Source organism: Streptomyces sp. DSM 120436, from assembly GCF_055778765.1.
Genome location: NZ_JBSKBS010000001.1, coordinates 1,125,001 through 1,143,446, shown reverse-complemented (window position 1 = coordinate 1,143,446; position 18,446 = coordinate 1,125,001). Strand labels below are relative to the sequence as shown.

Here is an 18,446-nt window from a genome sequence, read left to right as displayed (position 1 = left end):
GACCGCGCAGCGGTCCCGCCGCCGCCCCGCACCCGGAGAGCCCGCCGATGCCGCACCCGTACGTCCTGCTGTCCGCCGCCGTCTCCCTCGACGGCTACCTGGACGACACCGGCCCGGAGCGGCTGCTGCTGTCGAGCCCGGCCGACTTCGACCGGGTCGACGGGGTGCGGGCCTCCGTGGACGCCGTCCTGGTCGGCGCCGGCACCCTGCGCGCCGACAACCCCCGTCTGCTGGTCAACTCGCCCGAGCGCCGCGCCGCCCGGGTCGCGGACGGCAGGCCGGAGTACCCGCTGAAGGTCATGGTGAGCGGCTCCGGCGACCTGGACCCGGCGGCGCGGTTCTGGCACACCGGCGGCGAGAAGGTCCTCTACACCACCGACGAGGGCGCCGGACGGGCCCGCGCCCTCGGTCTCGCCGCCGACGTCGTCCCGCTCGGCGACGGCCTGGACTGGCGGCGGCTGCTGGAGCACCTGCACGACGAGCGCGGGGTGCGGCGCCTGATGGTCGAGGGCGGCGGACGGATCCACACCCAGCTGATGACCCAGGGCCTCGCCGACGAGCTGCAGCTCGTCCTCGCCCCGCTGTTCGTCGGCGACCCGGACGCCCCCCGGCTGTTCGGCCCCGGCTCCTACCAGGGCGGTCGGCTGCGGCTGGTCGAGACCCGGCCCGTCGGCGACGTCGTCCTGATGCGCTACGAGCCCACCGCGCCCGGCACCGGCGCGCTGCCCTCCGCGGCCGACCGCCACTGGCTCGCCCTCGCCTGCGAGCTGGCCGCGCGGTGCCCGCCCTCCGAGACCGCGTTCAGCGTCGGCGCGGTCGTGGTCGCCGCCGACGGCACCGAGCTGGCGCGGGGGCACTCCCGCGAGGGCGGCGACCCCGTGGTGCACGCGGAGGAGGCCGCGCTCGCCAGGACCGACCCCACCGACCCGCGGCTGGCCGGCGCCACCGTCTACTCCAGCCTGGAACCGTGCGCCCGTCGCGCGTCCCGGCCGGCGCCCTGCGCGCGGCTGATCCTGGACGCCGGGGTGCGCCGGGTGGTCACGGCCTGGCGGGAGCCGGACACCTTCGTGGCGGACGCCGACGGCAGCGCGGTGCTGGCGGACGGCGGCGCCACGGTGCTGGTCCTGCCGGAGTACGAGCAGCGTGCGAAGGCGCCGAACGCGCATCTGCCGGGCGGCTGACCGGGCTGCCCGGGAAGGGGTGTGCGTCGGGCCCCGTGGATGCCGTACACTGGTGATTACCGACGCGGGGTGGAGCAGCTCGGTAGCTCGCTGGGCTCATAACCCAGAGGTCGCAGGTTCAAATCCTGTCCCCGCTACTGAAGGCCGAGGGCCGGAATCCAAAAGGGTTCCGGCCCTCGGTGTTTTCCGCATGCCGACGCCTTGGGTCGGCGCCTTTCTTCCCGCCTTTCACTCAGCGTGAGCGGAGTGCTTCGCAGCGCATAACAACTGACATACCGTCAGGTTCGGCCGGTCGTCCGACGCGCGGTCAACTCGCCCGTTTTCACCCGGTCATGACGCTTAAGTCCGCGCGGAAACCATGAACGATCAAGGGGAACGGCTTGGAATCCGGCCCCCGCGTCTATTAACGTTCGATAACGCAGCGCGGTCGTCCCAGCCGTCACAGAAGGCGGCTCCGTGCGCACGCGCCGAATCCCGCGAGGGAACCGGGGAACCACCACCATGGGGTGAATCGGGCGGATACCGCCGTGAGAACACGGCTCGTATACGCGCGTAGGAGACCTTCCTGCTCCGAACCCGTCAGCTAACCCGGTAGGCGAAGAAGGAAGGAAAGGAGCGCGCCCACGTGGCGTCCAACCCGCCTGCCCCCGAGGCCCCGTTCCACCCGAGCGACACCTTCGCCTACGGCGCCGACCGCGCCGACGAGGGTCCGTTCGAGGAGTGGAACCCCACCGCGGAGTCCGTGCGGCCCGTGCGCGGGCGGCACCGCGTCGCCAAGCAGCGCGGAGGCGGACTCGCGCGCAGCTCCACCGTCCTGGGCGTCGGCGTCATAGCCGCCGTCGGCGCCGGCGGCATGGCCAGCGCCCAGACCGGCAAGCCGCCCGTCTCCCTCACCATGCCCGACCTGCCCCACGTGGGTTCCCTCCTCTCCGACGAGGAAACCCCCAAGGGCTCGAGCACCCCCCTCAGCGACATCGGCATGACCACCGCCGACGCCGAGGAGGGCGCCGCCGGCGCCGGAGAGGCGCTGCGCGCCCGCATCATGGCCCAGGTCGAGCAGCAGCAGGGGCAGGCGCAGAGCAAGGCCCAGGCCGCCGCCCTCGCCGCCGCCGAGAAGGAGGCCGCCGAGGCCGCCGCCAAGGCGGAGAAGGAGGCCAAGGAGAAGGCCGAGGCCGCGAAGAAGGAGGCGGAGGAGGAGGCCGCGAAGAAGGCCGAGGCCGAGCGCCTCGCCGAGCTGGCCAAGCAGTACACCCTGCCGACCTCCTCGTACACCCTCACCTCGACGTTCGGTCAGGCCGGCGCCTACTGGTCCTCCGGCTACCACACGGGCCTCGACTTCGCCGCCCCCACCGGCACGCTGATCAAGGCGGTCCACACCGGCACGATCACCGCCGCTGGCTGGGACGGCTCGTACGGCTACAAGACCGTGCTCACCCTCGACGACGGCACCGAGATCTGGTACGCCCACCAGTCGTCGATCAATGTCAGCGTCGGTCAGAAGGTCACCACCGGCGACGTGATCGGCCGCGTCGGCGCGACCGGCAACGTCACCGGCGCCCACCTCCACTTCGAGGTCCACCCCGCCGGCTCCTCCGGCGGCGTCGACCCGGCCGCCTGGCTGGCCGGCAAGGGCCTCAGCGTCTGAACCACCCGGCGGCCGCGTCCCGGCCGCCGACGCCGCGAACGCCGGCAGCCCCGACGACGCCCCCCCGACGTCCGGGCTGCCGGTCCCGCATGTCCGGGGCTTCTCAGCGCCGGTAGGGGCGCTCCCCGTACGCGGGGTACGGATGGCCGTGGGGCGGCGGCTGCCCGTACGCCTGCCACGGCGCGGGGACGGGCCCGTACGCCCACGCCGCGCCGTACGGCGCCGGGGGCGCCGTGAGACGGGCCGCGTGCTCCAGCGCCGGGCGGGCCGCCGCGCGCCGGTGCCACAGCTCCAGCAGCAGTTCCCGCTCCCGGCTCACGAAATCCGGCCCCGCCTTCCCCGCGCGGCCCCGGTGCCGCAGGAACGCCAGCGAGGTCGCGTACGCCTCGTACTGGGCGACCGCGCGCGCCGCGGGCCCGCCCCCGTGCTCACGCGCGAACCTCCGGGCGAGGCGCCGGGCCCGCATCGAGCTCAGCGCGAACGGCTCCGCGGGACGCAGCCAGCCGGCGGCCACGTACGCGGGCAGCTCCGTGCGCACGGTCCGCAGCTCCCGCTGCCGCGTCCACACCACCAGCCAGGTCAGCAGCCCGAACGCGGGCACCATGAACGCCCCGTACACCGCGAGGAAGCCGAACTGGCCGAGCGTGGCGGAGCCGTTCCACAGGGCGTGCATGCCCATCGCGAGGAGCAGCCCGGCGACCGGGAAGAGCACGCGCCGCACCCGCTGCCGGTCGGCGGACAGCGCGGCCGCGCCGAAGCCGATGCCGGTGAGCACGGTGAACAGGGGGTGCGCGAAGGGCGACATGACGATGCGGACGAAGAAGGTCGCCGCGGTGACCGAGGCGATGCCGCTGCCGCCGGTGAGCTGGTCGGTGCCGAAGGCGTTGCCGAGGTAGAGGATGTTCTCGGTGAACGCGAAGCCGGTCGCGGTGAACCCGGCCGCCACCACGCCGTCGAGGATCCCGTTGACCTCGCGTCTGCGGAAGAGGAAGAGCAGCAGCACCGCCGCCGCCTTCGAGGTCTCCTCCACGACCGGCGCTATCACCGTCGTGCCCAGGGTGTCGGCGCCGGCCGGGTCGGCGGTGGTCGTCGCTATCCACCGGGTGGCGAAGCTGTTCGCCACGATCGCCATGAGCGCCGCCGCGCACGCCCCCCAGGCGAAGGCGAACAGCAGGTTCCGCCAGGGGACCGGATCCACCCGGCCCAGCCAGCGGAACGCCGCGAGCAGCAGCGGGACCGGCAGCACGGCCAGCCCCAGGCCGACCAGGAAGCCCTCGGTGCCCGTCTGCTCCCTGACCAGCGCGAGGATCACCAGCCCGGACAGGGCCAGCAGGGTGACCACCGCTCCGTAGCGCACCGCGGGGCGCTGCCACCAGTGCGGGTGCCGCAGCGCGCTGCCGGGAGCTGCGCCGGGGTACGGCGGGTACGGAGGGCTGCTGGCCACGGGTTCGACCCTAACGAGAAAGGGGCAGGGCTGCGTGCCGGCTCAGGGGCTCGGGGAGGTCAGGCGGGGTCCCCGGCCCGGCGCCCGGCACGGTCGTCGTGCGGTACGCGGCGGAAGAGCAGGTCGTTCACCACATGCCCCTTGTCCAGCCCCTGCCGCTCGAAACGGGTGAGCGGCCGGAACTGAGGACGCGGCGCGAAACCGCCGTCCGCCCGCGTGTTCGCGAAGGCGGGGTGCGCGGTGAGCACCTCGAGCATCTGCTCGGCGTACGGCTCCCAGTCGGTGGCGCAGTGCACGAGCGCGCCCGGCGCCAGGCGGGACGCGGCGAGGGTGAGGAACTCGGGCTGGATCAGCCGCCGCTTGTGGTGCCGCTTCTTCGGCCAGGGGTCCGGGAAGAAGACGCGCAGCCCGCTCAGCGAGTCCGGTGCGAGCATCTCGCGCAGCAGGATGATCGCGTCCCCGTTCGCCACCCGCACGTGGGTCAGCCCGCGCTCCTCGGCGAGGTGCAGCAGGTGGCCCTGGCCGGGGGTGTGGACGTCCACGGCGAGGACGTTCGTCCCCGGGTCGGCGGCGGCCATCTCGGCGGTGGCCTCGCCCATGCCGAAGCCGATCTCCAGGACGACCGGCCGGTCGTTCCCGAACAGCTCGGCCAGGTCCAGGCGGCGGCTGCCGTCGATGTCGAGCCCCCACACCGGCCACAGCCGCTGCAGGGCGTCCGCCTGACCTGCGGTGACCCGGCTGCGGCGGGGCTGGAAACTGCGGATCCGCCGCTCGAAGTGCGACCCGGCGGGGTCGGCCTTCGGGCCGTCGGGGAAGCGCGGCTCCCCCTTCGCGCGGGCGCGGCGGGCCTGCGCGCCGGGCTGCTGCGCGGCGTGCGGTGCTTCGGGGGTGCTCATCACGGATTCAGACACAGTGCCCCCGATTTTACGGGGACGGCGCGCGCGGCCGCCCGGTCCCGCGGACCGGTCTCACGATCCGCTCTCACCGCTCGCTCTCGGCGAGGCCGGCCAGCGCCCGCCGGGCGATCTCCCTGCCGATCGGCAGGGACGCGGTCGCGGCGGGCGAGGGGGCGTTCAGCACGTGCACCGCGCGGGGCGCTTCCCGGATCAGGAAGTCGTCGACCAGCGTGCCGTCGCGCAGCACCGCCTGCGCCCGCACCCCGGCCGCCGTCGGCACCAGGTCCTCGTCCCGCACGGCGGGCAGCAGCCTGCGCACGGCCCGCGCGAAGGCGGGCCTCGACAGCGAGCGGTGCAGCTCGCCCGCGCCGTACCGCCAGTGGCGGCGGGCCAGCTGCCAGGAGCCCGGCCAGGCCAGGGTCGCCCCCAGCTCGCGCGGTCGCACCGTCCGCCAGTCGTACCCCTCGCGGGCCAGCGCCGGGACCGCGTTCGGCCCCACGTGCACGCCCTCGTCCGTGCCGCGGGTGAGGTGGACGCCGAGGAACGGGAACGCCGGGTCCGGCACCGGATAGACCAGGCCCCGCACCAGCTCGGGGCGGGCCAGCTCGTAGTACTCCCCGCGGAACGGCACGATGCGGGCGCCGGGCTCGTCGCCCGTGAGCAGGGCGATCCGGTCGCAGTGCAGCCCCGCGCAGTTCACCAGTGTCCGGGCGCGCACGATGTCGCCGGCCGCCGTCAGCACGGCCACGCCCCGGTCGGGGCGGCGGTCGACACGGACCACCTCCGCGCCGTGGCGCAGGTCGGCGCCGGACGCCTCCGCGAGCCGGCGGGCCACCGCCCCGTAGTCGCAGATGCCGGTGGTGCCGACGTGGATCGCGGCGAGACCCCGGACCTCCGGCTCGTACTCCGCGATCTGCGCGGCGCACAGCTCGCGCACCGCGATGCCGTTCTCCCGGCCGCGCTGCACCAGCGCGTGCAGCCGGGGCAGCTCCTCGCGGTCCGTGGCGACGATCAGCTTGCCCGTCACCGCGTGCGGGATGTCGTACTCGGCGCAGAACTTCACCATCTCCGCCGCGCCCCGCACCGCGTACCGCGCCTTGAGCGAGCCGGGGCGGTAGTAGATGCCGCTGTGGATCACCCCGCTGTTGCGGCCCGTCTGGTGCCGGGCCGGGCCCGGCTCCTTCTCCAGCACGGTCACCCGCGTGCCCGGAGCCGCCCGCCCGATGGCATACGCCGTCGACAGGCCGACGATCCCGCCTCCGACCACCACCACGTCACAGTCGTACGACCCCGCCACCACCTGCGCCACCTCCCGCGTCGATAGTGCACTGCGCCACTGACAACGGCTTCGAACCAAGGGCGGACCGGACGGTCAGGCCGTCGTCATCAGCAGCGGACGCGCACGCTCGCGCAGCTCGACCACGCGCGGCTCGTCGCCGTACGGCTCCAGCCGGTGCAGCAGGTCCTTGACGTACTCCGTGGTGCGCGCCGAGGAGATGCGGCCCGCCACCTCCACGGCCCGTACGCCCTGCTCGCAGGCCGCGTCCAGGTTCCCGGACTCCAGTTCGGCGACCGCGGAGACCACCAGGCGCAGGCCGTGCGAGCGCACGAACTCCTCGGTCGGCTGCGACAGCGCCTGCTCGGTGAAGCGGCGCACCTGGCGGGGCGCCTTCAGGTCGCGGTAGCACTCCGCCGCGTCGGCGGCGAAACGGTCGTAGGAGTAGAAGCCGAGCCAGGTCGGGTCGCTGTCGCCGGGCCGGGACCGCTCCAGCCAGCTCTCCGCCGACTTCAGCGCGGCGCCGGCCGCCTGCGCGTCGCCCGCGCGGGCGTGCGCGCGTGCCTCGACCAGACGGAAGAAGCTCAGGGTGCGGGCGGTGGCCAGCCCGCGGTTGCGCTCCAGCGCGGCCTGGGCGAGGTCCACGCCCTCGTCACCGAAGCCGCGGTACGTCGCCTGGAGCGACATCGAGGCGAGGACGTAGCCGCCGAGGGGGACGTCGGCCGCCGCGCGGGCCAGGCGCAGGGCCTGGATGTAGTAGCGCTGCGCCGCCTCCTGCTGGCCGGTGTCGAAGGCCATCCAGCCCGCGAGGCGGGTGAGTTCGGCCGCCGCGCCGAAGAGGGAGCGGCCCACGTCGTCGGAGTAGGAGCCGAGCAGCAGCGGGGCCGCCTCGACCCTCAGGCATTCGGGGACCATCGACGAACGCCAGTCGCCGCCGCCGTACTTGGAGTCCCAGCGCCGGGCGTCCTCCGCGGCCTCCCGCAGTTTCCGCACATCGCTGTGGCCGACTTTGAGCGGTGCGCCGGAGCCGTCGGACGGGCTCACCTCGCGCGCCACCGAGCTGTCGGCCGGGGTTATCAGCCACCGTGAGGCGGGCGTCGCGTACGCGCTCACCGCGAACGACCCGGCGAGCGACTGCCAGATGCCGCCGGAACCGGCGCGGCGGCCGGCGAGATCCAGCCGGTACAGCTCCGTCGCGGAACTCACCGCCTGGCCGACGTCGCGGGGAAAGGCGAGGCCCACCTCCGGCGCGGGATCGGCGTCCGCCAGGCCGATCTCGTGCAGCGGCACGGGGCGGCCCAGCTTCTGGCCGATGGCGGCGGCGATCAGGTGCGGGGCGGCGCCCTGCGGCACCATGCCCTTCGACACCCAGCGCGCCACCGACGTCTTGTCGTAGCGCAGCGTCAGTCCCCGTTGGGCGCCGAGGTCGTTGACGCGCCGCGCGAGGCCGGCGTTGCTGATTCCCGCGAGGGCGAGAACGGCGCCGAGCTTTTCGTTCGGCCCGCGTTGCTCCCTGGACATGCGCCACCCCTCGACACAGACGGCTGCCGCTCTGGCATAACCATGCGGCATTCGTAAACCCAGCGTAGTTCGCCGCATCCCAAGCGTTAAGGGGCATTCTTCCGGATGGCGGGATTGTGGTTCGTACTGAAGTACGGGTCCGATACGCGCAGTTGCGACGTGCTCCCGGTGTGTGGCCGTGCGCCCGTCCGTGCGCTCTTCTCCGGCCATGCCGGGAGCGGTTCCATGGTCCGTGCGTGGGTCGGCCCGCTGTACTGGATCCGGTGGGCTGGGGGAACACCGCCGCCTTCATCCCCGCGGGCGGCGGCGCGGTCCGGGAGGCGTGCTCCGCCTCCCGGACCGCGCGCCCCGCGGTGATGCGCAAAGCCTGCACGGAGCGTGTTCGAGTGTGATCTCACCGCTTCAATTTGGCCGAAAATCAATGCCATTCTTTTCGGTGTATCCATGCTTCTACCCAGGTAGTCGAGGGCGCGTTGGGGGTTTTGGGGGCGCGCTGAGGGGGCGCATTCACGTCGAAGTGGCCTGGCGGACGGTCGGCGCCCGAACGTCGATCTCCGTGTCTCGGGCGGGTGTTCGAGCGAGTGCGGAGGCAACTGCCTTTGAGGGTGGGTGTATCCGCCGGGGCGCATTCGCCGGAGCACACACCGCACCGGCGACGTTGCCGAGCGCCTCCTTCATGGCAGCATGGGGAACCGGTTCGTACGGTGCACTGGTGGTCCACGGCAGGTGGAGGCGGCGATGCGGTGGTTGGTGGGATGGAGCAGCACCGCCGCGGCGGCCGGGGGATACGGCCCCGTCGGCTCCGCCGGCGCCACCGGCGTCGACGGTGAGACCCTGCAGCCGGTGGGCTCCCAACTGCTGTGGGGCGACCCGGACCCGCTGTGGGCGGTCGGCGACTGGCGCCCCGACGAGGTGCGGGTGGTCTCCGCCGACGAGCAGACCCGGATCGCCGTCCTCGGCACCTGCGGCGCCTCCGACGAACAACTGCGCGTCGCCCTGTTCGCCGCCCGGGGCGGGGCGCTGCGGCACCTGACCGCCTGGCCGGGCAGCTACACGGCCGTCGTCCAGGTCGGGCGCCGCATCACGGTGTGCGGCGACCTCGCCGGCGCCCGGCCCGTCTTCCACACCCCCTTCGAGCGGGGCACCGCCTACGCCACCGCCGCCCTGCCGCTCGCCGACCTCGTCGAGGCCAACCTCGACTTCGGGCACCTCGCCGCGCTGCTCGCCGCGCCCGACGTGCCCGCCGCGCTGCAGGACTCCACCCCGTACGACGGCGTGAAGCGCGTTCCGCCGGGGCACGCGCTGATCCTGCGCACCGGCGCCCGGGAGGTCGCCGGGTACGAACCCGTCGCCTCGCTGGCGGTCGCGGCCCCGCCCGCCGACCCCGACCACGCGGTGGACGCGGTGCGGGACGCGCTGGTGGAGGCGGTGCGGACGCGGCTGGCCGCACCTCGTCATGTCCCCGGGGCCGACATAGACCCCGGTCCGGTGCCGGGCATGGGGCCCGCGGAACGGCGTGCGGCCCGCGGGACGCCGGTCGCGGGGATCGGGGCGGATCTGTCCGGCGGGCCCGCGTCGGGCGCCCTGGCCCTGCTGGCCGCCGGGCTGCCCGGGAGGCCGGGGACCGTGCTGGGGCACGGCACCGGCGCGGGGGAACGGCTGCTGGCCGTCACCTTCAACGACCTCGCCGCCGGCGACGCAGGGGGGCGCGACGCGGGCGAACTGGAGCGGGCGGGCGCACTCGCCGCCAACCCCCGGCTGCACCACGTGGTGGTCGCCGGTGAGGAGTCGACGCTTCCGTATGTCGAACTGGACGTGCCGCTGACCGACGAGCCGGGGCCCTCGCTGGTCGCCGCGGCGCGGCACCGGGCGCGGCTGGCCGCGGGCAGCGCGGATCACTTCACCGGGTACGGCGCCAAGCAGGTGCTCGACGCCCATCCGGCGCGGCTCGCCGACCTGTTGATGGACCGCAAGCGACGGCATCTCGTGCGTCCGGTCGCGGCCCTCGCCAGGGCGGACGGGTCCGTGATGGTGCCGGCGCGGGTCTACGCGGCGGCCCGGCGGCTGGCGCGGACGCCGTACCGGGCGGGGCTGGAGTCCCTCGCGCAGCGGCTGCTGCACCGCAAGCTCGACGACGACGGCCCGGGCGGGGCCGCGGACGCCTCGCTGGCGGCGCTGACCTGGGGGAGACCCGGGCCCGCGGCGCGGTGGCTGACGGGTGAGGCGCTGGCTGAAGTATCGGTTCGCCTCCAGGCGTCGACCTGGCGGTCGGAGGTCGGGCCGGGACAGCGGCCGGGGGACTTCCGGGCGCGGGCGGCGCTGGCGCGGTACGCGGCGGACGTGCGGGTGCTGGAACAGGCGGCGGAGATCCGGTCGCAGCGGCTGCACACGCCGTTCCTCGACAACCAGGTGGTGCGGGCGTGCCGGGCCCTGCCGGAGGCGCTGCGGGTACGGCCGGGGGCGCGGGCGGCGATCCTGCGGTCGGTGCTGGAGGGCGCGGGGGTGCGGGATCTGCCGGCGGGGTGGGGGGCGCCGGGGGCGCCTACGTCGGCGGTCGCCGCGCGGACGGGGCTGCGGGTGGCGGCGGGGTCGCTGATCTCGCTGTTCGACACGCCGCTGCTGGCGGAGGCGGGGCTGGTGGAGGCGCGGGTCGTGCGGAAGGCGCTGCGGGGGGCGGCGGAGGGGGAGCCGCTGCCGCTGGACGGGCTGGCGGATCTGGTGGCGCTGGAGGTGTGGCTGCGGAGGCTGCTGGCGAGGCGGGGGACGTGCTGGACGGGCACGCCTGCGCGGCAGCGGGCGGTGCCGGCGGGGATCGCCCCGCAGAGGGGCGCGCTGGGGGCGGGGGCGGCGGGGTCACGCTGACGCTCGCGTTGCGGTTTGCGGTTTGCGGTTTGCGGTTTGAGGCTTGCGGTTTGCGGTCCGGTGGGACTGGGCGTGACGCCTGCGGCGCAGGGTTGCTGTCCGGTGGGAGTCCGGGGTCTGATGCCTGCGGCGCAGGGGTGCTGTCCGGTGGGGCCTGGTGCAGCGCCCGCCGTGGGTGGGTGGAGCGGGGCCGTGGTGGGGGCGGTCGTCCTCGGTCCGGCGCGAGAGTGCGTGCTGGAGAGGTGCGGGGCGTGGACGCGCCGACCGCTGCGGGCGCCCACCCCACCCCGTCCCCGCCTCGCCGTACGCGGCTGCACTCCGCCCACGCCGGGCGCCCCGCCTCGCCGTACGCGGCTACCGCCCGGCCGTCCGGGGCTCGCAAGCCCTCGCCACCCGCGCCCACGCCGGGTGGTTCGGGGTCCCGGCGTGGGCAGCACACGTACGCAGGTCCGCACTGTGGGGGGCGGCCCCCTCCGGCGGGTGGCGGAAAAGGGACCGCAAGTCAGGACGGGCGGCTGCGGAGCCCCTCCAGGAGGATGTCCAGCAACCGCGCCGACGCCGCGGCCTGCTGCGCCGCATCCGGCAACGAAGGCGCCGCCGTGGCGATCACCAGCAGCACGTCCGACACGGACACGTCCGCCCGCAGCTCCCCCGCCGCCCGCGCCCGGTCCACCAACTGCCCGACGACGTCGAGCAGTTCCGCCGCCCCCGCGTCGTCCTCCGCCCGCTCCCCGGGCACGAGCCGCAGCTCGCTCGCCGGCTGTGTCCGCTGCTGCGGCAGCCGCGCGTGGTCCGGCAGACCCTGCTCCTCCGCGACGCCCACCCGCAGCACCTGCGGCGGCAGCAGCCGCCCCGCGCCGGAGGCGACCGAGGTGCGCAGGAAGCGCGACAGCGCCGACCACGGCTCGTCCTCCTGCCCCAGAGCGGCGCGCGCCTGCTCGGTCAGCCGGGACGTCTCCTCCTCGGCGATCCGCCGCACGAGCACGTCCTTGCTCGGGAACCGCCGGTACACCGTGCCGACGCCGACCCGTGCCCGGCGTGCCACGTCCTCCATCGGCGCGCCGTACCCCAGCTCGCCGAAGACCTCACGCGCGGCACGCAGCACGTGCTCCAGGTTGCGCTGGGCGTCGACCCGCAGCGGTGTGGTGCGTGTGCCGTCCGGGCGCCCGCCGGAGGCGGCGCTCACCGTCGCGCCAGAGGCGACCGCGGACGACCATCGAGAGTCCTGAACATGCATGTGTATCCCCCGGTAATGACGTCTCCCCCCGGAGACTCTCCCCGCCATCGACGTCCGGGGCGTGGAAACGGGACCGGCCTGTCGGTCCCGCCCGTCGCGGACCCGATGAGCGCATCCCCCTGCACCCCGTCGAGAGATGAACATAGTTGAGAGGGAGTCAATTCAGAAGGGGCACGTTCCGCACGGAGCGCCCCTCGATCGGAGCACGAGTCGCATACGTCCCGAATATCCCGCCGGCAGGGTGCCGATCATGGGGTGTGACCTGCGGTGACCGCGCATGGGTCGGTAATTCGGCCAACCACGGACGCGGGTGTCCCACGGTCACACAATTTGTCGAGGCTGTGGACAAACGGAAGCGGCGGGTGCGTCATGGGATGGTGAAGGAACGTGCGCGCATTCTCGTTGTCGGCGGCGGCTACGTCGGGATGTACACGGCCCTGCGCCTGCAGCGGAGACTGAAACGGGAGATCGGGCGGGGCGAGGCCGAGATCACGGTCGTCACGCCGGACCCGTACATGACGTACCAGCCGTTCCTTCCCGAAGCGGCCGCCGGTGCCATTTCCCCTCGTCATGTCGTCGTACCGCTGCGTCGTGTTCTCGGCCGGTGCCGCATCGTCATCGGGGAGGCCACGGCCGTCGACCACGCCGCGCGCACGGCCACCGTCCGCACCCCGGCCACCGAGGAGGAGGGGACGGACGGGCGGCGGATCCAGTACGACGAACTGGTTCTCGCTCCCGGGTCCGTGGCACGCCCCCTGCCCCTCCCCGGCCTCGCCGACCACGCCATCGGCTTCAAGACGGTGGAGGAGGCCATCGGGCTGCGCAACCACGTGCTGGAGCAGATGGACATCGCCTCGTCGACCCGTGATCCCGCGGTCCGCGACGCCGCGCTGACGTTCGTCTTCGTCGGCGGCGGCTACGCGGGCGTGGAGGCGCTCGGCGAGCTGGAGGACATGGCGCGGTACGCGACGCGGTACTACCACAACGTCCGCCCCGAGGACATGAAGTGGATCCTGGTGGAGGCGTCGGACCGGATCCTGCCCGAGGTCGGCGAGGAGCTGGGGCGCCACACCCTCACCGAACTGCGCCGCCGCAACATCGACGTACGCCTCGGGACGCGCCTGGAGTCCTGCGCCGACCGTGTCGCCGTCCTGAGCGACGGGTCGCGTTTCCCGACGCGGACGGTCGTGTGGACCGCCGGGGTGAAGCCGCATCCCGTGCTGGCGGCCACCGGCCTGCCGCTGAACGAGCAGGGCCGGCTGCGCTGCACCGCCGAACTGGCCGTCGAGGGCGCCCCCCACGCCTGGGCCGCCGGGGACGCCGCCGCCGTACCCGACGTCACCGCGCGCGAGAAGGGGCGCACGTGCGCCCCCAACGCCCAGCACGCCCTGCGCCAGGCCCGGGTGCTCGGTGACAACGTCGTCCGCTCCCTGCGCGGCGAACCCCTGGAGACGTACGCCCACAAGTACGCCGGTTCCGTCGCCTCGCTGGGACTGCACAAGGGGGTCGCCCAGGTCTACGGGCGCAAGCTGAAGGGCTACCCCGCCTGGTTCATGCACCGGACGTACCACCTCAGCCGGGTGCCGACCTTCAACCGCAAGGCCCGGGTGGCCGCGGAGTGGACGCTCGCGGGCCTCTTCAAGAGGGAGATCGTGTCGCTCGGATCGCTCGAACATCCGCGGGCGGAGTTCGAACTGGCGGCCGGTGGAAAGCCTTCCCACGACCCACCGCACAACCCGAAGGGGTCGTCCTGACCGGACCCGGGAACTCCTGGCGCCGGATCGGCGTCCAGCGGATGTCGGCCCGGCCGGACCCTGCCAGACTGGTCCACCACCGCGGGCGGGAGGGCCCGTCCCGGTGCGGCCCCCGGGCCCCGGCCGGTTCCGGTACCCGGCCGCCGACAACTACACGAGGCAAGGATTCGTGAACTTCACGCGCTGGAGCGCCCGACTCCCCGGAACGCAGCGCCGCGCCGCAGCGCGGACCGAGCAGACGGCTTCCCCGGACCGGCGGGGAGAGGGCTCCGTGCCCGCGGCCCGCGCCGAGCGGTTCACCGACGGGGACGGGCCCGCGCCGGCCGTCGACGAACTGGGGGTGCGCGAGGTCCTGGACCGCGTCCCCTGCCTCGTCGCCCTGGTGCACGGCCCCGACCACCGCATCGCCTACCTCAACGACGCCTACACGGCCGCGTTCGGCGTCCGCCCCGTCGGCGCGCCCGCGCGGGGAGCGCTCCCGGAGCTGGACGAGCTGGGCCTGCTGCCCCTCCTCGACCAGGTCCTGCGCAGCGGCAAGCCCCGCACGGTGAAATCGCGCAAGGCCCCCGACGGGCGCTCGTACACGTTCACCTGCACGCCCGCCGGCGAGGGCGACGGCCGCGGGGTGCTGATCTTCGCCACCGACGTCACCGACCACGCCGAAGCCGCCGAGCGGCTGCGCGCCAGCGAACGGCGGCAGCGCGAGACCGCCGTCACCCTCCAGCGCTCCCTGCTCCCGCAGGAACTGGAGGAGCCCGACGACCTGCGGGTCGCCGCGACCTACCACCCCGGCGGCACCGAGGCGGCCGTCGGCGGCGACTGGTACGACGTCATCACCCTCGGCGGCGGCCGTACCGCCCTGGTCATCGGCGACGTGATGGGCCGGGGCGTGCGCGCCGCCGCCGTCATGGGCCAACTGCGCACGGCCGTACGGGCGTACGCGCGCCTCGACCTCCCGCCGCACGAGGTGCTCCAACTGCTCGACGGCCTCGCCACGGAGATCGACGCCAACCAGATCGCCACCTGCGTCTACGCCATCCACGACCCCAACGAGGGCCGCCTGGTCTACGCCTCCGCGGGACACCTCCCCATCCTGGTGCGCGACGAGAACGGCACCGTCCGGCGCGCCGACGAACCGACCGGCCCCCCGCTCGGCACCGGCGGCTGGATGCACGCCTCCGGCACCGTGCCGCTCGGCCCCGGCTCCACCGCCGTCCTCTACACCGACGGCCTCGTCGAGCGCCGCGACGAGGACCTGGACGAGGGCATCGCCGCCCTGGAGCGCGCCCTGGCCGGAGCCACCGGCGGTCCCCAGGTCGTCTGCGACCGCCTGGTCCGTTCGGCAGGCGTCACCCACGACCACGACGACGACGTCGCCGTCCTGGTCCTCCAGCACCCCGCGCGTTCGGGCGCGGAGAGCGAACTGTTCCGCAACGCCGCCCTGGAACTGCTCGGCGGGGTCGAGGCGGCCCCCCGCGCGCGTGCCTTCGCGTCCGGCGTCCTGGTGAGCTGGCGCTTCCCGCCCGAGCTGCACGACCTGGGCGTGCTGGCCACCAGCGAACTGGTCACCAACTCCCTCCAGCACGGCACACCCCCGATGCGTCTGCGTCTGCGCCGCACCGACCGCCGCCTGATCGTCGAGGTCACCGACGGCGACGACCACCTCCCCAGACGTCGCCGCGCGGAGCCCGGCGACGAGTCCGGCCGGGGCATCGCCATCGTCGCGACGATCGCCTCGGCATGGGGCAGCAGACGCACACCGGGCGGCGGCAAGGCCGTCTGGTGCGAGTTCCTGCTGCCGAAGACCGTCGGCGCCGGCGTGTGACGCGCGCGGTCAGGCGGGCGCCGGGGCCTGCTCCGCACCCCCCTGCGCCACCACCCGGCTGCCCGCCGCCGCCGGGTGGTCCTGCACGGCGGTGAGCTGCCGTCCGAGCCGCAGGGCCAGCACGGTGATGCCCAGCGAGAACAGCAGGAACACCACGATGTACGGCGCGTGCAGCGAGGCCGCCATCGGCCCGCCCACCGCGGGCCCCACCGCCAGCGCGAGCTGCTTCACCAGGGCGAAGGCCGAGTTGTACTGGCCGGCCATCCCGGCCGGCGCGAGGTCCGCGACCAGCGGCGCCAGCGTCGGCGACAGCAGCGCCTCCCCGAGCCCGAACAGTGCGTACGTCGAGACGAACGCGGCCGTCGCCATCTCCTGGCTGCCGCCGCCGAGTCCCGCGTACCCGGCCACGGCCCACGCCACGGCCCAGATCAGACCCACGGACGCGATGACGCGCGACCGCTTGCGCCGCTCCACGAAACGGAGCACCGCGAACTGCGCGACGACGATCATCAACGTGTTCGCCGCCAGCGCCGTCCCCAGCGCGGAAGTGGAGATCCCGGCGGCCTCGACGCCGTACGCGCTCAGGCCCGACTCGAACTGGCCGTAGCAGGCGAAGAACAGCACGAAGCCCAGGACGCACAGCTGCACCATGGCCCGGTTGCCCAGCAGCTGCTTCCAGCCGCCCTTGGCCGACTGCGCCGGGGCTCCGCCGATCCGCGGCGAGCGCGGCATCCGCACCGTCGCCATCACCACGACCAGCAGCAGGAACATCACCGCTTCGAGGGAGAAGAGGAGCGTGAAGGAGCCCGCCCGGGTCGGGTCGACGAGGTGACCGCCGATGAGCCCGCCGACGCCGAGCCCGAGGTTCTGCAGGAAGAACTGCATGGCGAACGCGCGCGACCGGGTCTCCGGAGCGGAACACTCCACGATCATCGTGGCCAGGGCCGGCTGCATGACCGCCTGCCCGGCGCCGAGCGCCGCCGCCGACAGCAGCACGGTCGCCGCGCTCGCCGCCAGTCCCAGGCACAGTGCGCCGATCGAGGCGGTGAGCAGGGCGGCGAGCAGCACCGGAAGGGGGCCGCGCCGGACGATCGCCCGTCCGGCCAGCGGCAGCACGATCAGCGCGGCCACGGCGAAGACGGCGAGGACGAGCCCCGCCGTCACCGACCCCAGCCCGCGCACCTGCGCCACGTAGACGTACAGGTACGGGACCGTGAAGCCCAGCCCGAAAGCGCTGAGTGCATTGCCCACGTGGATCCGGCGCATCGCTGCGCCCATGGCCCTGGTCACATTCACCTCTCTCACCAGTTAGGAGTGAAGACTTAGAAGCTAAAGTTCGACGCTGAAGAGTACACAGGGAAAGACTTCAAGGCAAAGGAGAGGCGTGCCATACTGCGGGGCATGGGCGACACCCCCGGCCTGGAAGAGCCGACCCTCGAAGAGCAGATCGCCGCTTACCAGCGCGAGTTCCAGGACCTCGACCCGCAGGTCGAGCAGATCGTCAACGCGCTGTCCCGGCTCAACCGCCGCATGAACGTCGCCTACGGCCGGCAGACCGCCGAGCTCGGCATCACCAACGCCGACTGGGAGGTCCTCAAGGCCCTCGTCCTCTCCGGCGCCCCCTACCGGATGGGCCCCGGCGACCTCGCCAAGCGCCTGGGGCTGACCCCGGCCGCCATGACCCACCGCATCGACCGCATGGTCGCCGAGGGTCTGGTCACCAGGGAGCGGGACGAGAACAACCGGGTCCGCGTCATCGTGGAGCTCACCCCGGCCGGCCGGGAGAAGTGGCAGGAGGCCATGCGGATGGCCACCGTCTTCGAGTCGGACCTCCTGCAGGACCTCAGCCCGGGGGAGAGGACCGCCCTCGGCGAGGTCCTCATCCGCCTGCTGCGCAGGGTGGAGGACGCCCAGCCCGACGCCGGCGGACGCCTCACCGACCTGGACTGAAAGATCTTGGGCACAGCCACTTGACGCGGCCCCGGGCGATCCGTAAGGTTCTTCGAGTTGCCACGGGGCCGTAACGGTTCTCCGGCAGCACTTCCGCCGCGACAGCGGCACCCAAACCTCAGTACGACCTCCCAGTGGGAACGACTTCGGTGTGTCCGCATGCCTGAATTCAATTCCACGCTCCCGATTTGGGAAACACGGAGAGAGTCCGCTAAGGTTGGAAACGTCGGAACGGCCCGCAACGGCCGGGAGGACAAGCCCCGCTGACTGGGGGTCAGAGCGAGAAACTGGATCTGATAAAGTCGGAACCGCCGGAAAGGAAAGCGCGAAAGCGTCGACCTAGAAAGCACCGAGGAAATCGGATCGGAAAGATCTGGTAGAGTCGGAGACACCGAAGGGAAGCGCCCGGAGGAAAGCCCGAGAGGGTGAGTACGAAGGAAGCGTCCGTTCCTTGAGAACTCAACAGCGTGCCAAAAGTCAACGCCAGATATGTTGATACCCCGTCCGTCCGGTCCTGCCGGATGGTCGAGGTTCCTTTGAAGAAAACACAGCGAGGACGCTGTGAACGTCGGGACTATTCCTCCCGATGTTCCGCTCTCGTGATGTGTGCACCCGATCACGGGTAAACATTCACGGAGAGTTTGATCCTGGCTCAGGACGAACGCTGGCGGCGTGCTTAACACATGCAAGTCGAACGATGAACCTCCTTCGGGAGGGGATTAGTGGCGAACGGGTGAGTAACACGTGGGCAATCTGCCCTGCACTCTGGGACAAGCCCTGGAAACGGGGTCTAATACCGGATACTGATCATCTTGGGCATCCTTGGTGATCGAAAGCTCCGGCGGTGCAGGATGA

Annotated in this window: 12 protein-coding genes, 1 tRNA gene, 1 rRNA gene and 1 riboswitch (1 of these 15 running past the window's edge); of the genes, 8 read left to right on the top strand and 6 right to left on the bottom strand. The window is 73.4% G+C overall.

Annotated elements, in window-relative coordinates; genetic code table 11:
- Positions 1–47: 47 nt before the first annotated feature.
- The 3 genes from ACWH4W_RS05185 to ACWH4W_RS05175 all read left to right on the top strand — a co-directional run bounded on the left by ACWH4W_RS05185 (position 48) and on the right by ACWH4W_RS05175 (position 2,826).
- Positions 48–1,181: a dihydrofolate reductase family protein gene (locus ACWH4W_RS05185; protein WP_473074647.1), complete on the top strand. Its 1,134-nt coding sequence runs from the start codon at positions 48–50 to the stop codon at positions 1,179–1,181.
- Positions 1,182–1,244: 63 nt separating this feature from the next.
- Positions 1,245–1,318: transfer RNA gene (locus ACWH4W_RS05180), tRNA-Met, on the top strand.
- Positions 1,319–1,636: 318 nt separating this feature from the next.
- Positions 1,637–1,794, top strand: a riboswitch (cyclic di-AMP (ydaO/yuaA leader).
- Positions 1,795–1,806: 12 nt separating this feature from the next.
- Positions 1,807–2,826 (top strand): M23 family metallopeptidase, encoded by a 1,020-nt coding sequence (locus ACWH4W_RS05175; RefSeq protein ID WP_473074646.1) that lies wholly within the window; start codon positions 1,807–1,809, stop codon positions 2,824–2,826.
- Positions 2,827–2,929: 103 nt separating this feature from the next.
- Here the strand turns inward: ACWH4W_RS05175 and ACWH4W_RS05170 are convergent, their stop codons facing one another.
- The 4 genes from ACWH4W_RS05170 to ACWH4W_RS05155 all read right to left on the bottom strand — a co-directional run bounded on the left by ACWH4W_RS05170 (position 2,930) and on the right by ACWH4W_RS05155 (position 7,963).
- Positions 2,930–4,270 (bottom strand): PrsW family intramembrane metalloprotease, encoded by a 1,341-nt coding sequence (locus ACWH4W_RS05170; protein ID WP_473074645.1) that lies wholly within the window; start codon positions 4,268–4,270, stop codon positions 2,930–2,932.
- 59 nt (positions 4,271–4,329) lie between these two features.
- Positions 4,330–5,166 carry a tRNA (guanosine(46)-N7)-methyltransferase TrmB gene (gene trmB, locus ACWH4W_RS05165; protein ID WP_473077419.1) on the bottom strand — a complete coding sequence of 279 codons (837 nt, stop codon included), beginning with the start codon at positions 5,164–5,166 and terminating at the stop codon, positions 4,330–4,332.
- A gap of 85 nt (positions 5,167–5,251) precedes the next feature.
- Positions 5,252–6,475: an L-2-hydroxyglutarate oxidase gene (lhgO, locus tag ACWH4W_RS05160; protein ID WP_473074644.1), complete on the bottom strand. Its 1,224-nt coding sequence runs from the start codon at positions 6,473–6,475 to the stop codon at positions 5,252–5,254.
- Between the two features lie 63 nt (positions 6,476–6,538).
- Positions 6,539–7,963, bottom strand: coding sequence for an NsdA family TPR-like regulatory protein (locus ACWH4W_RS05155; RefSeq protein ID WP_473074643.1), 1,425 nt, complete (start codon positions 7,961–7,963; stop codon positions 6,539–6,541).
- A gap of 738 nt (positions 7,964–8,701) precedes the next feature.
- On the opposite strand from ACWH4W_RS05155, the gene ACWH4W_RS05150 reads away from it, so the two are divergent.
- Positions 8,702–10,825, top strand: a complete 2,124-nt coding sequence (locus tag ACWH4W_RS05150) for an asparagine synthase-related protein (RefSeq protein WP_473074642.1) — start codon at positions 8,702–8,704, stop codon at positions 10,823–10,825.
- A gap of 502 nt (positions 10,826–11,327) precedes the next feature.
- On the opposite strand, the gene ACWH4W_RS05145 is transcribed toward ACWH4W_RS05150, so the two are convergent.
- Entirely contained in the window at positions 11,328–12,062 is a 735-nt protein-coding gene (locus tag ACWH4W_RS05145) for a TetR/AcrR family transcriptional regulator (RefSeq protein ID WP_473074641.1), read from the bottom strand.
- Positions 12,063–12,436: 374 nt separating this feature from the next.
- Here ACWH4W_RS05145 and ACWH4W_RS05140 point away from each other — a divergent pair, with 374 nt between their 5' ends.
- Together ACWH4W_RS05140 and ACWH4W_RS05135 are read left to right on the top strand one after the other, a co-directional pair.
- Positions 12,437–13,816 (top strand): NAD(P)/FAD-dependent oxidoreductase, encoded by a 1,380-nt coding sequence (locus ACWH4W_RS05140; RefSeq protein WP_473074640.1) that lies wholly within the window; start codon positions 12,437–12,439, stop codon positions 13,814–13,816.
- Between the two features lie 169 nt (positions 13,817–13,985).
- Positions 13,986–15,641 (top strand): ATP-binding SpoIIE family protein phosphatase, encoded by a 1,656-nt coding sequence (locus ACWH4W_RS05135; protein ID WP_473074639.1) that lies wholly within the window; start codon positions 13,986–13,988, stop codon positions 15,639–15,641.
- 9 nt (positions 15,642–15,650) lie between these two features.
- Here the strand turns inward: ACWH4W_RS05135 and ACWH4W_RS05130 are convergent, their stop codons facing one another.
- Positions 15,651–16,919: an MFS transporter gene (locus tag ACWH4W_RS05130; protein WP_473074638.1), complete on the bottom strand. Its 1,269-nt coding sequence runs from the start codon at positions 16,917–16,919 to the stop codon at positions 15,651–15,653.
- 123 nt (positions 16,920–17,042) lie between these two features.
- On the opposite strand from ACWH4W_RS05130, the gene ACWH4W_RS05125 reads away from it, so the two are divergent.
- The gene (locus tag ACWH4W_RS05125) at positions 17,043–17,591 is read left to right on the top strand and encodes a MarR family winged helix-turn-helix transcriptional regulator (RefSeq protein ID WP_473074637.1); all 549 of its coding nucleotides are present in this window, start codon (positions 17,043–17,045) and stop codon (positions 17,589–17,591) included.
- 629 nt (positions 17,592–18,220) lie between these two features.
- Positions 18,221–18,446, top strand: a 16S ribosomal RNA gene (locus tag ACWH4W_RS05120); it runs 1,304 nt beyond the window's last position.